This is a genomic window from Janthinobacterium sp. GMG1 (assembly GCF_034427795.1).
In the GTDB taxonomy this organism is placed as follows: domain Bacteria; phylum Pseudomonadota; class Gammaproteobacteria; order Burkholderiales; family Burkholderiaceae_D; genus Janthinobacterium.
Genome location: NZ_JAXQNT010000004.1, coordinates 294,245 through 309,996 on the forward strand (window position 1 = coordinate 294,245; position 15,752 = coordinate 309,996).

General features: G+C 62.0%; 15 protein-coding genes. 9 read left to right on the plus strand and 6 right to left on the minus strand.

The window, feature by feature from the left end:
• Positions 1–5: 5 nt before the first annotated feature.
• The gene (locus SJI03_RS13150) at positions 6–659 is read right to left on the minus strand and encodes a hypothetical protein (RefSeq protein ID WP_322427465.1); all 654 of its coding nucleotides are present in this window, start codon (positions 657–659) and stop codon (positions 6–8) included.
• Positions 660–827: 168 nt separating this feature from the next.
• Here SJI03_RS13150 and SJI03_RS13155 point away from each other — a divergent pair, with 168 nt between their 5' ends.
• A complete protein-coding gene (locus SJI03_RS13155; protein WP_070257487.1) occupies positions 828–1,154 on the plus strand; it encodes a hypothetical protein in 327 nt (108 codons plus the stop codon).
• Here SJI03_RS13155 and SJI03_RS13160 read toward each other — a convergent pair whose 3' ends face one another.
• Both SJI03_RS13160 and SJI03_RS13165 read right to left on the minus strand, forming a co-directional pair.
• A complete protein-coding gene (locus SJI03_RS13160; RefSeq protein ID WP_322427466.1) occupies positions 1,155–2,030 on the minus strand; it encodes a LytTR family DNA-binding domain-containing protein in 876 nt (291 codons plus the stop codon).
• Complete coding sequence (locus SJI03_RS13165; RefSeq protein WP_322427467.1) at positions 2,027–3,130, minus strand: sensor histidine kinase; 1,104 nt, start codon at positions 3,128–3,130, stop codon at positions 2,027–2,029. The genes SJI03_RS13160 and SJI03_RS13165 overlap by 4 nt, the downstream gene beginning before the upstream one ends.
• A gap of 198 nt (positions 3,131–3,328) precedes the next feature.
• Here SJI03_RS13165 and ugpQ point away from each other — a divergent pair, with 198 nt between their 5' ends.
• Positions 3,329–4,069: a glycerophosphodiester phosphodiesterase gene (ugpQ, locus tag SJI03_RS13170; RefSeq protein WP_322427468.1), complete on the plus strand. Its 741-nt coding sequence runs from the start codon at positions 3,329–3,331 to the stop codon at positions 4,067–4,069.
• A gap of 138 nt (positions 4,070–4,207) precedes the next feature.
• Here ugpQ and SJI03_RS13175 read toward each other — a convergent pair whose 3' ends face one another.
• Positions 4,208–6,265: a TonB-dependent receptor domain-containing protein gene (locus SJI03_RS13175; RefSeq protein ID WP_322427469.1), complete on the minus strand. Its 2,058-nt coding sequence runs from the start codon at positions 6,263–6,265 to the stop codon at positions 4,208–4,210.
• A gap of 157 nt (positions 6,266–6,422) precedes the next feature.
• Between SJI03_RS13175 and SJI03_RS13180 the strand changes: the two genes are divergently transcribed.
• From SJI03_RS13180 to SJI03_RS13205, 6 genes are all read left to right on the plus strand, one after another.
• Positions 6,423–6,881 (plus strand): Fur family transcriptional regulator, encoded by a 459-nt coding sequence (locus SJI03_RS13180; protein WP_099379462.1) that lies wholly within the window; start codon positions 6,423–6,425, stop codon positions 6,879–6,881.
• A gap of 119 nt (positions 6,882–7,000) precedes the next feature.
• Positions 7,001–9,613, plus strand: a complete 2,613-nt coding sequence (alaS, locus tag SJI03_RS13185) for an alanine--tRNA ligase (protein WP_322427471.1) — start codon at positions 7,001–7,003, stop codon at positions 9,611–9,613.
• A 235-nt stretch (positions 9,614–9,848) separates the two neighbouring features.
• Positions 9,849–10,076 (plus strand): sulfurtransferase TusA family protein, encoded by a 228-nt coding sequence (locus SJI03_RS13190; RefSeq protein ID WP_010395510.1) that lies wholly within the window; start codon positions 9,849–9,851, stop codon positions 10,074–10,076.
• Between the two features lie 243 nt (positions 10,077–10,319).
• On the plus strand, positions 10,320–11,069 hold the full coding sequence (locus SJI03_RS13195; RefSeq protein WP_322427472.1) for an electron transfer flavoprotein subunit beta/FixA family protein: 750 nt from the start codon (positions 10,320–10,322) through the stop codon (positions 11,067–11,069).
• Positions 11,070–11,109: 40 nt separating this feature from the next.
• The gene (locus tag SJI03_RS13200) at positions 11,110–12,042 is read left to right on the plus strand and encodes an electron transfer flavoprotein subunit alpha/FixB family protein (RefSeq protein WP_086145064.1); all 933 of its coding nucleotides are present in this window, start codon (positions 11,110–11,112) and stop codon (positions 12,040–12,042) included.
• Positions 12,043–12,134: 92 nt separating this feature from the next.
• Positions 12,135–13,925, plus strand: coding sequence for an acyl-CoA dehydrogenase (locus SJI03_RS13205; protein WP_322427473.1), 1,791 nt, complete (start codon positions 12,135–12,137; stop codon positions 13,923–13,925).
• 87 nt (positions 13,926–14,012) lie between these two features.
• Here the strand turns inward: SJI03_RS13205 and SJI03_RS13210 are convergent, their stop codons facing one another.
• On the minus strand, positions 14,013–14,639 hold the full coding sequence (locus tag SJI03_RS13210) for a glycine zipper 2TM domain-containing protein (protein WP_099379458.1): 627 nt from the start codon (positions 14,637–14,639) through the stop codon (positions 14,013–14,015).
• Positions 14,640–14,775: 136 nt separating this feature from the next.
• Positions 14,776–15,210 carry an NINE protein gene (locus tag SJI03_RS13215; RefSeq protein WP_322427474.1) on the minus strand — a complete coding sequence of 145 codons (435 nt, stop codon included), beginning with the start codon at positions 15,208–15,210 and terminating at the stop codon, positions 14,776–14,778.
• Between the two features lie 277 nt (positions 15,211–15,487).
• Between SJI03_RS13215 and rpsP the strand changes: the two genes are divergently transcribed.
• Positions 15,488–15,739 (plus strand): 30S ribosomal protein S16, encoded by a 252-nt coding sequence (rpsP, locus tag SJI03_RS13220; RefSeq protein WP_010395524.1) that lies wholly within the window; start codon positions 15,488–15,490, stop codon positions 15,737–15,739.
• Positions 15,740–15,752: the final 13 nt, after the last annotated feature.

Below are 15,752 nucleotides of genomic sequence, written 5' to 3' on the forward strand. Positions count from 1 at the left end.
TGCGGCTATTTGGGGCACATGCCGATCATCGTTTCCCCCTGCTTGCCGGCGCGCGTGGTCACGCACAAGATGCCCAGCGCGCTGGTGATTTTATACGTGCGGCTGCCCTTGGCCTCATTGGCGCCGATCTCCTCGATCTTTGACGCCTCGTACCATTTCGGCGGCACGGCCGCGTAGGCTTCGGCAAAGCCCTGCTGCATGCGCTTGAAGCCCGTGTCCTCGAATTTCTCCCCGCCCCGCTGCGGGAATTCCTTGCGTAAATCCTTGTCGATCTTGCCCACGTCGCGTTTGGCTTGCGCCAGGATATCGGCTGCGCTCGGTGGCGTGATGGCCGTGATCGCTTCTGGCATTGCTGGCGCTGGCGCCTGCTCGGCGGCGGGCGGCGGCAAGGGGCGGCTGACGGGCGCCGCAACTGTTACCGGCAGGCGCGGCGGATGCGTGGCGGCTGGTGTTGCGCTTGGCAATGGCCGGGGCTTGGGCGGCGCAGGGAGCGTGTGGCGCAGCCAGGTGATGGCCGGGCCTTGCGGCAAGTTCTCGTCCGTGACGGCGCGCGGCCGCGATTGCAAGACAATATATGCCAGGCCCCCGTGCAGCAGGACGATCAGCAGCAGGCCGGGAGCGCGGCGGGGCAGGGGGGGCAGCGAGGTCATGGAGGACATGGTGGTTCAGGTACGCCAATGTATCTGAAGGATTTGATAATTATCTAATATGTCACAAGCGCTTACAAAAAAAGTGCCGCGTGGAAATTTCGATGCCATGGCCGCTGGCGGGGAACCCTGCGCCAGCTTCGCGATCCAACCCGGATACCACGCGAACAGGAGAGCATCATGATGCAAGTAAAGGAAGTGGCACGGCGCTTCGGCGCCATCGAACACGCGATCGGCCAGGCGGCCCAGTTGTGCGGCAAGCAGCAGGGCATGCCGATGGACTTGAAGGATTGCATCAACCAGCTGGACCAGCAAAAGAACGCCGTGCGGCAAGCCATCGACACGCAAGACGATGCGCGCATCCGGCAAGCCGTCGACCAGATGGAATCCTTGGGTGACCGCGCCAAGCGGGCCTGCGGCACGGCGGCCAGCGTCACGCCGGAAATGAAGAGCGCGGTGCTCAAGGTGCACGATGAATTGTCGGACCTGAAGCACCAGCTACATTAGCTACATCTGGCGGAACAAATGCGCATATAAAGGGCTGACGCGCAGTTGCGCCGGGTGCTGGCGCAGGGTCAGCGACAGCTTGCCGGCCTCGTCGCGCACGGCCGTGGCAATGGCGCTGGCGTTGACGATGGTGCCCCGGTGAATTTGCCAGAATTGTTGCGGATCCAGCTGGGGCAAGAGTTCCTTCAGGCTCGTGCGTATCAGCGCCTCGCTGTCCTGGCACACGACGTTGATGTATTTGTCCAGCGCTTCGAAATACACGACGTCGGCCAGCGCGATCATGCGCACGCTGTTGCCGACGGCCGCCCGTATCATTTGCAGGCGCGGGGCGGGCGGCAGCATGGCTTGCAGCTGGCTCAGCAGGCGAGCCATGTTGTCGTCGCTGGCGGATTCGGCTGCCTGCGGCGCTCGCGGCACCGGTTCGGCTGGCGCTGCTGTTGCCGTGGCTGCAGCAGTGCCGTTGCCAACGCTGCTGTCGCGCAAGCGCTGCTGCAGGCGTTCCACCGTCTTGCCCAGTCGTGCATCGTTGATGGGTTTTAAGACGTAATCGGCGGCTGCGTGCTCGAAGGCGGCCAGCGCATATTCGTCATAGGCGGTAACAAACACGATGTGGGGGAACGCAATGCCGTCCGGCCACTGTTCCGCCAGTTCCTCGGCCGCTTCCAGGCCCGTCTTGCCTGGCATCTTGATGTCGAGAAAGAGGATGTCGGGTTGCAGTGCCAGGCCTTGCCGCAAGGCTTCCACGCCATTGGGGCAGGTGGCAACGATGTCGAGCTCTGGCCACAGCCGCTGCAAGGCGTGCGCGAGGGCGGCGGCGAGTATCGGTTCGTCTTCGGCGATCAGGGCGCGTGGCGCGCGTGGGGTGTATTGGCTCATGCGAGTGGACTCGTGATGGTGGATGGAAGGGGGAATGTCAGGCGGGCGGTCGCGCCTGCCGGATGGTTGGCGATCAGCGACAGGCTGGCGGCATCGCCATGCATGCCGCGCAGGCGTTCGCGGATATTCGCCACGCCCAGGTGCGTGCCCTTGGTCTGGCCCGAATGGTCGAGGCCCAGGCCATCGTCGCTGACGGTGAGAATCAGCACGCCAGCGTCCGTGGATGCCTGCACATGGATATGGCCGCCTTCGATCTTCGGTTCCAGACCGTGCTGGATGGCGTTTTCCACCAGCGGCTGCAACAGCATGGGCGGCACCTTGACTTGGCGCAAGGCCTCGGGCAAGTCCAAGGTAAAGCGCAGGCGCGCGCCCATGCGGATCGACATCAGGCCCAGGTAGGCTTGCATCAGGGAAAATTCCTGCTCCAGGGTGGTGGACTCGGCGCGCGAGGAAGAGAGGGTGGCGCGCAGATACTGGATCAGCTGGTCGAGCAGCAACTGGGCGCGGTCCGGATCAAAGCTGATCAGGCCTTGCAGGTTGGCCAGGGTATTGAACAGCATGTGCGGTTCGATCTGCGCCTGCAGCAGTTGCAGCTGGGCCTGCATGGCCTGGCGCGCCACGGATTCGGCGCGGGCTTTTTCCTGGGCCGCCTCCATTTGCAGGCGGGCGATTTTTTCGCGGCTGCCAAAGAACAGGATGGCCGCTCCCGCCGCCGCCAAGGTGAACACCGTCATGCCGACATTGCGTGACGACATGGAGACGGGCGCGGGAACGTCGATATTGGCCAGCCAGCCGAACAGCATGGTGCCGCCTACCTGTGCTACGGCGGCGCTGACGATGATGAGGGCAGTGAAGGGCAGCCTTGGGGGGCGGCGTCCCTCGCCCCACCAAGCCAGGCGGATGCCGTCGATCAACAGGAAGGCGATGCCGCCTATGCACATGGATGCAAGCAGGTTGAGCCAGAAGCTTTGCCCACCGCTCAGCACGAAGGTAATGAAGAGAGCGCACAGGACATTGAGCATTAGCGCATAGCGGGCATCGCCCAGCAGGCGCCGGTAGGGAAAGCTCGTTTTGCGGGGGACGGTGTCGGTAGGATGCATGCGGGACAGCTTTCGGATGGGCGCTCGGGTTGGCAATGAAGCAATTATGGGCGGCTCTGCATGCGGGTGCAACGCCGCTGCGACGAAACAGGGCTGGCGTGGCGCCAATCGCCTGATCGCGTCCTTTACATGGTGGCGCTTGCACGCGATGATGGCAAGACGTCTTGATCGACAATCTCATCATCATAAAGGAACACCATGTGGCCCTATCCACGCACCCTGGCGCACCGCGGCGGCGGCACCCTGGCGCCTGAAAATACCCTGGCCGCCCTGCGCTGCGGCCTGGCCTACGGCTACCGCGCCGTGGAATTTGACGTCATGCTGGCGTCCGACGGCGTGCCCGTCGTCGTGCACGACCCCGAGCTGGGCCGCACCGTGGCCGGCAGCGGCCAGGTCAACGATTACACGGCTGCGCAGCTGGGAGCAATGGAGGCGGGCGCCTGGTTCGGCCCCCAGTTCGCGGGCGAAGGCGTACCCGCGTTCGAGGCCGTGGTGGACTATTGCAAGGCGCAGCGCATCTGGATGAATATCGAAATCAAGCCGGCGTCCGGCTTCGACGTGCCCACGGGCGAGACCGTGGCGCGCGCCACGCGCGAACACTTTGCGCAGGAAATCGCGGCTGGCGCATTGCTGCCGCTGCTGTCGTCGTTCAGCATTGACGCCTTGCAGGCGGCGCGCCAGGCGGCGCCGGAACTGGCGCGCGGCTGGCTGGTCGAACAGATACCTTCTGATTGGGCGGAAAAGGCAAAGGAACTGGGCGTGGTGGCGATCCATTGCGACCACCGGCAGCTGACGCCGGTACTGGCGCGAGAGGTCAAGGCGGCGGGATATGGACTGTTCTGCTACACCGTCAACACCCCGGAGCGGGCCAGCGAGCTGCTGGCCTGGGGCGTTGACGGGTTTTGTACGGACAGGATAGATTTGATCAAGGCAAGCTGACAACCTCCTGGCTTAACAACGCCTGACAGAAGCGTAGCGAGCGGAAGTGAGATATGGCCGAGAAGCGCAACTGTGCTATAGCACAGTGAGCATCGCAGGCCGTATATCACGACGCGCAGTAGCTTATGTCAGGTGTTACTAGAAAGTTACGCGCATGCCTACTGTCAAATTGCGCCCCATCAACGGTGCCGCATTCTTGATAAACGAGGTGTGGCTGTACGCCAGTTCATTTGTCAGGTTATTTGCCTTGATGTAGAACTGGGCTGGCGTCGTCCCGATGCGCGTGTCGTAATTGGCGGACAGGTTGAGCATGTTGTAGCCAGGCGTTGCCGTTTCGAACGCTGCCACTTTATCCTGCTTGCCCACGCGGTAGAGCTCGGCCACGCCGCTCCACGCCTGCCAGTTGGCGTCGAACTTCACACCAAAACGCTGGGCCGGGATGCGCGGCAAGTTGCCACCGCCGTCGGCCAGCTTGGCCCGCACGTAGTCGCCGAACACGCTGGCGCCGAACATGGGGTTCAGCTGCTGGCGGATCTGCCCTTCGACGCCCGTGAACGTGGCGTCGCGCTGGGCGTACTGGATCAGCTGGAAGCCATCGTGGTTGTCCAGGGTGGAGCCGAAGATGTAGTTGTCCACCTTGTTGCGGTAGGCGCTGGCCGAGAAGGTCGTGGCGCCCGCATATTTGCGCAAGGTCAAGTCGATATTGTTCGACGTTTCCTTGCCCAGGTTTTCATTGCCCAGCTCATACGTGGCCGTGGCCATGTGCACGCCGTGCGCATACAGTTCCTCGGCGCTGGGCAGGCGGTGCGTGCGCGAGATGGTCGAACCGAGCGAATATTGCGGCGCAAATTTCCACACGGCGCCCAGGGAAATCGAGGTGCCCTTGGCGCTGCGGTCTTGCAAGGTGGCGCTGTCGACCGTGATGTCTTGCCATTCGTGGCGCAAGCCCGCTTCGAAGCGCCATTGGTCGAGCTTGTATTCTTCCACCAGGAAGGCTGCGTGTTTCTTCGTGACCGTCGGCGCCACGTACGCTTCCTCGCCCAGGGCCGAGAAATCGCGCTTCGACGTTTGCAGGCCGACTACGCCGCGCCAGCCGAAGACGGGATGGTGTTCCATTTCCAGGCGCGCATCGTGGCCCTTGTTTTTAAACGTGGTGGCGATTTCCGTGCCTTCGATTTCATCGTGCTTGTAGTCGGTGAACGCGGCGCGCAGGCGCAGCTTGGCGAAGCCGGGCACGGGGTCGCGCAATTCGCCGCGCACATCCCAGCGTTCGCTCTTCAGTTTCACGTACGGCACGCTTTCGTGTTCATGCTCGTGCTCATGTTCTTCTTCGTCGCCATGGCCGTGGCCCTCGTGGCCGCCGCAATGCAGGTGCGTGCCGTGCGGGTGGCAGCTCTCGAATTCGTGGTTGTGGCCAGGCAAGCCGTATTCCGCGTTCTGGCTGGTGAAGGCCAGGCCCAGGAAGCCGCGCTGACCTACCCATGACACGCCCACGCTGCCCGTGTCCGTCTTGTTGTAGCTGCCGCCTACTGTCGAGCCGCCTTCCCAGCCGCTGCCGACCTTGTATTCTTTCGCGTCGCGCTTGACGCCTTCCGCGTGGAAGGCGATGTTGCCGGAGCCGCCAGTCACTTCAAAGGCGCCTGCCTTTTCACGCGCCGCCGAGTTGGCGCGCACTTCCGCGCTGCCTTCAAAGCCTTTTGCCGGCACGCGCGTGGGGATTTTCTTGTCGATTACATTGACCACGCCGCCGACAGCGCCGCCGCCGTAGGCCAGCGCGGACGGGCCGCGCAAGACTTCAATCTGTTCCGACAGCATCGGTTCGGCCGCGACAGCATGGTCGGGGCTGATGGTCGAAGCGTCCTGCACTTCGGCGCCATCGGACAGCACTTTCACGCGCGGACCATCCATGCCGCGGATGATGGGGCGGCTGGCGCCGGCGCCGAAATGGCTGGACGTGATGCCGGGCTGGCCGGCCAGCGTTTCGCCGAGGGTCGCTGCCCTTGCCAGCACCAGTGCCTCGCCTTCGAGTACGGTGACGGGCGTGCTCATGTCGTCGCTGCCCAGGGCCAGCGCGCTGGCCGAGACGGTGACGGCAGGCAAGGTTGTCGCCTGCTGCGCCAGGGCGCTGGCAGGGGCGGCAAAGGCCAGCATGATGGCCAGCGCGAGGGGAGTGGGTTGGTGAGGACGGACGGACATGGGCAAGATTTCCTTATCGGCTATCGGTGTTGGCAGGGTTGGGGCAGCGTGTGACAGGTAAATGCCTGCCCTAAGATGATAATGATAACCCATTATCATTACTGTGTGACAGTTTTTCCGGGCGGTAGATACAGGCGGATGGTGTATTCTGTCGGCTATGGAACGCACAACACGTCAAAAAACCGCTATTCAAGCCGCCATCGAGTCGGCCCAGCGCCCCCTGTCGGCGCAGGAAATCCTTGAACAGGCCAGCTTGCAAGTGACGCAACTGGGCATCGCCACCGTTTACCGCAACTTGAAGTCGCTGGTGCTGGAAGAGAAGGTGCACGTTGTGACCTTGCCGGGCGAAAACCCGCGCTACGAATCGAACGCTGTCGCCAATCACCACCACCACCATTTCCAGTGCACCACGTGCCAGCGCGTGTTCGACGTGCATGATTGCCCGGGCGACTTGAAGCGCATGGCGCCGCAAGGCTTTGTTGTCGAGCGCCACGAGTTGACCCTGTACGGCCGCTGCGCCGACTGCAATGCCGCCGCCGGCGCCACGGCCACAGCGGGGAGCGCCACCGTTGCCACCACTGGGCACGCCTGCGCCAGCCACCACGACCCGGCCTGAGCCGGCAGGCTGCCGATGTTGGCACGGGCGCAACAATGCCCTGGCCAGCCGTCATTGCCGCACCCCATATCACGTATAATCTTCCCTTTAAAGCTGCCGCCACTCTTTGCCAAAAAAACATGAAATCAACTGAAATCCGCGACAAGTTCCTCAAATTTTTCGAGTCCAAGGGCCATTCCATCGTCCGTTCCAGCTCCCTGGTGCCAGGCAACGATCCGACCTTGCTGTTGACGAACAGCGGCATGGTGCAATTCAAGGACGTGTTTACGGGTACGGACAGCCGTCCGTACACGCGCGCCACCTCGGTGCAGCGCTGCGTGCGCGCCGGCGGCAAGCACAATGATCTGGAAAACGTCGGCTACACGGCGCGCCACCATACCTTCTTTGAAATGCTGGGAAACTTCAGCTTCGGCGACTATTTCAAGCGCGACGCGATTCAATACGCGTGGGAACTGCTGACCAAGGTATATGGCTTGCCGGCTGACAAGCTGACCGTCACCGTCTACATCGAAGATGACGAAGCGTACGATATCTGGGCCAAGGAAATTGGCGTGCCCGTCGAGCGCATCATCCGCATCGGCGACAACAAGGGCTCGCGCTACGCGTCGGACAATTTCTGGCAGATGGCGGACACGGGCCCATGCGGTCCGTGCACGGAAATCTTCTACGACCACGGCGCCGACATTCCTGGCGGCCCGCCGGGTTCGCCTGACGAAGATGGCGACCGCTTCATTGAAATCTGGAATCTGGTGTTCATGCAGTTCAACCGCGACGAAGCGGGCGTCATGCACAAGTTGCCGAAGCCATGCGTCGACACGGGCATGGGCATGGAGCGCCTGGCCGCCGTGCTGCAGCACGTGCATTCGAACTATGAAATCGACCTGTTCCAGCACCTGATCAAGGCTGCCGCGCGCGAAACGGGCGCCACGGACCTGGAAAACAAGTCGCTGCGCGTGATCGCCGACCACATCCGCGCCGCCGCCTTCATGATCGTCGACGGCATCATTCCGGGCAGCGAAGGCCGCGCGTACGTCTTGCGCCGCATCATCCGCCGCGCCTTGCGCCATGGCCACAAGCTGGGCCAGACGAAGCCGTTCTTCTACAAGCTGGTGGCTGACCTCGCCATCGAGATGGGCGGCGCCTATCCGGAGCTGGAAGAAGCGAAAGACAATGTCGCCAACATGCTCAAAGCCGAGGAAGAACGTTTCGGCGAAACCCTGGAAACGGGCATGAAAGTACTGGAAGCGCAGCTGGCCAAGGATGCCACCGGCATCGACGGCGCCACCGCTTTTACCTTGTACGAAACCTACGGCTTCCCGCCTGACCTGACGGCCGACATTTGCCGCGAACGTGACATCACCTTTGACCAGGCCGGCTACGACGCGGCCCTGAAGGAAAGCCAGGAACTGTCGCGCAAGGGCGGCAAGACGCACAAGGACAGCAAGGTCGAGTACACGGGCGAGAAAAACACCTTCGTCGGCTACGATCAACTGACGTTCAGCAGCAAGGTCGTGGCGCTGTACGCAGCCGGCACGCCAGTACAGGAACTCAAGGCCGGTGAAGCGGGCATCGTCGTGCTCGACACGACGCCGTTCTACGCGGAATCGGGCGGCCAGGTGGGCGACCAGGGCGTGATCGCCTCGGGCGCGGGCAGCTTTGCCGTCAGCGACACGCTGAAAGTTCAGGCCGACGTGTTCGGCCACCATGGCGTGCTGGAATCGGGCACCTTGAGCGTGGGCGACGCCGTCTCGGCGCAAGTCGATACGGCCAAGCGCGCGCGCACCATCCGCAATCACTCGGCCACGCATTTGATGCACAAGGCCTTGCGCGAAGTGCTGGGCAGCCACGTGGCGCAAAAGGGCTCGCTGGTCGATCCGGACAAGACCCGTTTCGACTTCAGCCACAATGCACCGATGACGGCCGAGCAAATCGCCGCCGTGGAAACCATTGTCAATAAAGAGATCCTGGAAAACCGCGCCACGCAAGCCCATTTGATGTCGTTTGACGATGCCGTCAAGCATGGCGCGATGGCCTTGTTCGGCGAGAAATACGGCGACGAAGTGCGCGTGCTCGACATCGGCAGCTCGAAAGAGCTGTGCGGCGGCGTCCACGTGCAGCGCACGGGCGACATCGGCCTGTTCAAGATCATCGGCGAAAGCGGCGTGGCCGCCGGCATCCGCCGCGTGGAAGCCGTGACGGGTGAGGGCGCGCTGGCGCTGGTGCAAACCATCAACCGCCGCCTGGTCGAAGCGGCCAATGCCCTGAAGGCGCAGCCGGAAGAGCTGACTGCCCGCATCGTCCAGGTGCAGGACCACGTCAAGGCGCTGGAGAAGGAACTGGCCGCGCTGAAATCGAAACTGGCGTCGGGCCAGGGCGATGAACTGGTCACGCAAGCCGTCGATGTCAATGGCATCAAGGTGCTCGCTGCCGTGCTGGACGGCGCCGACGTGGCCCGCTTGCGCGAAACCATGGACAAGCTGAAGGACAAGCTGAAAACGGCCGCCATCGTGCTGGCCAGCGTGGCGGACGGCAAGGTCAGCCTGATCGCCGGCGTGACGGCGGACGCGACTTCCAAGGTCAAAGCGGGCGAGCTGGTGAACTTCGTTGCACAGCAAGTGGGCGGAAAAGGCGGCGGACGCCCCGATATGGCGCAAGCGGGCGGTACCGATCCGAGCGGCCTGGCGAACGCCCTGGCAGGCGTGCCGGCCTGGGTCGGCGAACGCGCAAAATAAGGCGTAAGCTAGGGGGCATGCGGGGTTTTCGCCCCACAGCCCCTTGAAAACGGCCCGCAGACACTGTTTGTGGGCCGTTTTGCCGTGTGGAATCTCGTTGTGACACCACAACAGCCGATGAACTATTTTGGTGCAGCGCGTCAATGCCCCTGATTTAGAGTAGTATGTCGAAAATCAGTACAACAAAAATGGCGGGATATTGATGATGAGCGACACACTACTTGATACCGAGATTATGGAATTTCACAAAGAACTCGACGCGCGGGGCTTGAATTGCCCCTTGCCGATTCTGAAGGCGAAAAAGGCTTTGTCAGAGCTGCAGAGTGGGGAAGTGCTGCGCATCATGGCAACCGATCCCGGTTCCGTGCGCGACTTCCAGGCTTTCGCCAAGCAAACGGGCAACGCCCTGCTGTCGCACGTGCAGACGGGCACCGAATTCGTCTTCCTGATGCAACGCAAATAATTCTGCCAGCCGGGGCCGCCGTGGCGCGGCCTGGTTTTCCTTTCCATGCCGGCTCTTTTGCTGCCCTGCAGCGTAGCGGCGGACTCCCCTGAAATCCTCAAAGCCGGACAGTTTAGATGGATTGCTCTAACAAAAAATCGCACGATCGTGCTTAAATTCGGTTCAGGATTCAAATTTCTCTTATAATCGAACGCACAATCAGCACTTGATCCGTCATTTTTATAATTTCCCAAAGGCATAGCTATGAAAGTCTTGGTACCCGTCAAACGCGTGGTCGACTATAACGTCAAAGTCCGCGTCAAGAGTGACGGCACTGGCGTCGATACCGCCAACGTCAAAATGTCGATGAACCCTTTCGATGAGATCGCACTGGAAGAAGCGATGCGCCTGAAAGAAGCCGGCAAGGTCACTGAAGTGGTCGCCATCTCCTGCGGCGTGACGCAGTGCCAGGAAACCCTGCGCACGGCCATGGCCATTGGCGCCGACCGCGGCATCCTGGTGGAAACGACGACCGAACTGGAACCGCTGGCCGTCGCCAAGCTGGTGAAAGCCCTGGCCGAGAAAGAGCAGCCGCAACTGATCATCCTGGGCAAGCAAGCCATCGATGACGACAGCAACCAGACCGGCCAGATGCTGGCAGCCCTGCTGGGTTGGCCGCAAGCCACGTTCGCTTCGAAAGTCGTGCTGGAAGACGGTAAAGTCACCGTTACCCGCGAAGTCGACGGCGGCCTGGAAACCCTGGCATTGACCTTGCCAGCAATCATCACCACCGACCTGCGCTTGAACGAGCCACGCTATGTGACCTTGCCGAACATCATGAAGGCAAAGAAAAAGCCGCTCGAGACCGTCAAGCCGGAAGACCTGGGCGTCGATGTTGCGCCACGCCTGCAGACCCTGAAAGTCGTCGAGCCAGCCAAGCGCTCGGCGGGCATCAAGGTCCCGGACGTCGCTACCCTGGTCGCCAAGCTGCGTACCGAAGCCAAAGTCATCTAAGCGGCTTTGCCGTCTATCCAGAACAATTACAGGACATATCATGGTCGCATTAGTTATTGCTGAACACGACAACGCTACCTTAAAGGGCAGCACCCACCACACCGTGACCGCGGCTGCCCAGTGCGGCGGCGACGTGCACGTACTGGTCGCAGGTTCGAATGCATCGGCTGCCGCTGCTGCTGCCGCGCAAATCGCCGGCGTGACGAAAGTCATCGTTGCCGACGCGCCATATTTTGCCGACGGCCTGGCCGAAAACGTGGCCGAGCAAGTGCTGGCCATCGCCGGCAACTACAGCCACATCCTGGCGCCAGCCACCGCCTACGGCAAGAACATCCTGCCGCGCGTGGCCGCCAAGCTGGACGTGGCGCAAATCTCGGAAATCACCAAGGTCGACTCGCCTGACACCTTCGAGCGCCCGATCTACGCCGGTAACGCCATTGCCACCGTGCAATCTGGCGACAAGGTCAAGGTCATCACCGTGCGCACCACCGGTTTCGACGCCGCTGCCGCCACCGGCGGTTCGGCTGCCACGGAAACCGTCGCCGCCGTTGCCGACAATGGCAAATCGGCCTTCGTGGGTCGCGAACTGGCCAAGTCCGACCGTCCTGAACTGACCGCCGCGAAAATCATCGTGTCGGGCGGCCGTGGCATGGGTTCGGCTGAAAACTTCCACATCCTGGAGCCGCTGGCCGACAAGCTGGGCGCCGCCATGGGTGCTTCGCGTGCCGCCGTCGACGCCGGCTTCGTGCCGAACGACTGGCAAGTGGGCCAGACGGGCAAGATCGTCGCCCCATCGCTGTACATCGCCGTCGGCATCTCGGGCGCGATCCAGCATCTGGCCGGCATGAAAGACTCGAAAACCATCGTCGCCATCAACAAGGATCCGGAAGCGCCGATCTTTGCCGTGGCCGACTACGGCATCGTGGGCGATCTGTTCGAGATCGTGCCGCAACTGGTCAAAGAACTGGGTTAAGTCACACCCCTTCCGGTTTTGTTACTGACAAAGCCACGCCGGCCCGCCCCACACGGCGAGCCGCGCGTGGCTTTTTTCTTGGAGAAAAGAAGATGAGCTATCAAGCCCCGTTGAAAGACATGTTGTTCGTGATGAACGAACTGGCCGGCCTGGCCGAAATCCATACGCTACCTGGCTGCGAAGACGCAACGCCCGACACGGCTGAAGCCGTGCTGGAAGAGAACGCCAAGTTCTGCGGCGGCGTGGTGGCCCCCTTGAACGGCCCCAGCGACAAGGAACCGAGTTTTTGGCACGACGGGCAAGTGACCACCTCGAAAGGCTTCAAGGAAGCCTTTAAGGCGTATGGCGAAGCGGGCTGGCAGGGCGTGCAGCATCCGACGGAGTTCGGCGGCCAGGGCTTGCCCAAGCTGCTGGCCACGCCCTGCATTGAAATGCTCAACTCGGCCAGCATCTCGTTCGCCCTGGTGGCCCTGCTGTCGGACGGCGCCATCGAAGCGCTGCTGACGGCTGGCAGCGACGAGCAAAAGGCTGTGTACCTGGAAAATCTGGTGTCGGGCAAGTGGACGGGCACCATGAACCTGACGGAGCCGCAGGCCGGTTCCGACCTGGCCGCCGTGCGCACGCGCGCCGTGCCGCAGGAAGATGGCACGTATAAAGTGTTCGGCACGAAGATTTTCATCACGTACGGCGAACACGACATGGCGGAAAACATCGTCCACCTGGTGCTGGCCCGCACGCCGGATGCGCCCGCTGGCGTGAAAGGCATCTCGCTGTTCATCGTGCCGAAATTCCTCGTCAATGCCGATGGCAGCCTGGGCGCGCGCAACGACGCCCATTGCGTGTCGATCGAACACAAGCTGGGCATCAAGGCCAGCCCGACGGCCGTATTGCAATTTGGCGACCACGGCGGCGCCATCGGCACCCTGGTGGGCGAGGAAAACCGCGGCCTCGAATACATGTTCATCATGATGAACGCGGCCCGCTTCGGCGTCGGCCTGCAAGGCATCGGCCTGGCCGAGCGCGCTTACCAGCAGGCCGTGGCGTTCGCCAAGGACCGCGTGCAGTCGCGCGACCTGGCCGGTTCACCCGGCCCCGTCTCCATCATCCACCACCCGGACGTGCGCCGCATGCTGATGTCCATGCGCTCGCACACGGAGGCGGCGCGCGCGCTGGCCTACGTGGGCGCGGCCATCAGCGACGTGGCGCACCACCATCCGGACGCGGACGTGCGCGCGGAAAGCCTGGCGACCTATGAATACCTGGTACCCGTCATCAAGGGCTGGGCCACGGAAATGTCGCAGGACGTCACGCGCGACGGCGTGCAAGTGCATGGCGGCATGGGTTTCATTGAGGAAACAGGTGCCGCCCAGCATTACCGCGACGCCAAGATTCTGACCATCTACGAAGGCACGACGGCCATCCAGGCCAACGACCTCGTGGGCCGCAAGACGGTACGCGACGGCGGTGCCGTGGCGAAAGCCATCATTGCCCAGGTGCGCGCCACGGAAGCCCAGTTGGGCGAACTCTCCGGTGCCGACTTCCAGGCCTTGCAACGCCACCTGGCCGAAGGCAGCGCCGCGCTCGAAGCGGTAGTTGAGTACGTAGTGGCGAACATGAAGACGGACATCAAGGCCGTGTTTGCGGGCAGCGTGCCGTATCTGAAACTGGCCGGCATCGTGCTGGGCGGCTGGCAAATGGCGCGCGCGGCCGTGGTGGCGCAGCAAAGGCTGGGAGAAGGCAGCGGCGACGCGGCGTTCTACAAGGCAAAAATCGCCACGGCACGCTTCTTTGCCGACCACATCCTGTCGCAAGCGCCAGGACTGCGCGCCACCATCATCGACGGCAGCGCCGGCGTGATGGCGCTGTCGGAAGAGCAGTTTTAAGTGGCATCCTGGCCGGTGAAAGCCGGCAGCATGTAAAAAAAGCGCTGGAGAGTGATCTCCAGCGCTTTTTTATTTAGTTCTGCGTTCTTAGCGGCGGGCGATGCCGTTGCCGGAATTACGCACGAGGTCGCCAGCTGCCAGGCCTGGATCCTGGTCAAAAGCGAAGTCAGCCTTGGCGCCCGTTTCATATTGCACGGTGACGGTCCACACCTTGCTGTTTTTCATGTGGCCTTCGACTTGCTTGCCCGCGAAAGCGCCGCCTGCTGCGCCGGCCAGGGTGGCCAGATCCTTGCCGCGTCCGCCGCCGACCTGGCGGCCCAGCAGGGCGCCGGCCACGCCGCCGCCGATCATGCCCAGGGCGCCACCTTCACCGGCTTTTTCAGCGACGTTGACTGCCAGCACCTTGCCGCAATCGGCGCAGATCTGCTGTTGAGCTGGCTTGTTGTTCTGGCCTGCATACGAGTTGCCGGCTTTTTGCGCGGCCTTGGCGTTGATGATGGCCTGGTCGTATTCGCCCTTGGCATCGCGCAGGCATTGCATGCGGGCTTTCGAGCTGCTTTCTTCTGCGCACAGTTTCTTGTCGTCCGCGTAGCGCGTGTTCGCTTGCTTCGTGTCGTAGGCGTATTGCGCCTTCGGCGACAGGTTTTGCGCGAAGGCTGAGGTGCTGAACAGGGCCGTGACGGCGACTGCGAGGATGAGTGGGCGACGAATCATGATCTTCTCCTAGGGGGTGTTGAATGTGCCAGTAATGTCGGCATTGTGAATGCAGTATAGAGGAAAATCATGATTGCTTACCAACACTTACATGTGCGTGCGGGGCGTGGCAAATGATGGCATTTCCATGCGGAAATTAACCGTAGGCACCGCCTGTATACAGCAAGTCGAACAGGCGCGCCATGGTGGCGATCAGCACGCCTGCGCCTAGCATCAAGGTAGCGACCAGCACCACGGCCAGGGGCCAGCCCGTGTCCGACAGGTGGTCGGAGGCGGCGTTGTAGCGCGCATCCCACTTGTCGTCCGGCATCAGGCCCAGTACCAGCGCTTCCAGGAAACCGCCCAGGGCGGACAGGGTCAGCGGCAATATCTGGTAAAACCAGTCGGCTTCGGGAAGCAGCTGGCGCAGCAGCAGGGAGGCGGGCAGGGCGGCCAGGTGCAGCCATCCCCACCGGTCCTTGGCGCCATGCAGGTAGAAGCGGTGGGCGCCCAGCATGCCCAGCAGGAAGGCCAGTAGTGTCGTGAAAGCCTTGTTCTTGTGCGACTGTTGCAAAATGGTAGCGGTGGTCATGGGACTCCAGAGTTGCTCATCGGTAAAGATTGCCAGTATCGGTCATCCTCTCGCACAACGATAGCACTTTCCTGTGGCGTTTATGTAATGATTTCGCCTGATTTCAAGCCATGGTCGGCACGATAGGCGCACGCGCCTATTGCGTCTTCGGCCATGACTGGTCATAATGTTTGATTAGCCCAAATTACACGCCCGTCATCATAACGCTTGCTGCCTGGCGGTAAAGCGCGCTATAATTTGCGGCTTTTTCCGCCTCAGCACACTTTTTGGAAATATTATGGTCGTTATTCGTTTAGCTCGTGGAGGCGCCAAGAAGCGCCCGTTCTTCAACATCGTCGCTACTGATTCGCGCAATCGCCGCGATGGTCGCTTCATTGAGCGTATCGGTTTTTACAACCCGATGGCGCAAGGTGGCGAAGTTCCACTGCGTATCACCGCAGACCGTCTGGCCTACTGGCAAGGCGTTGGCGCACAATTGTCGCCAACCGTTGCTCGCCTGGTAGCTAGCAACAACAAAGCAGCAGCTTAATTAGATCACTGGT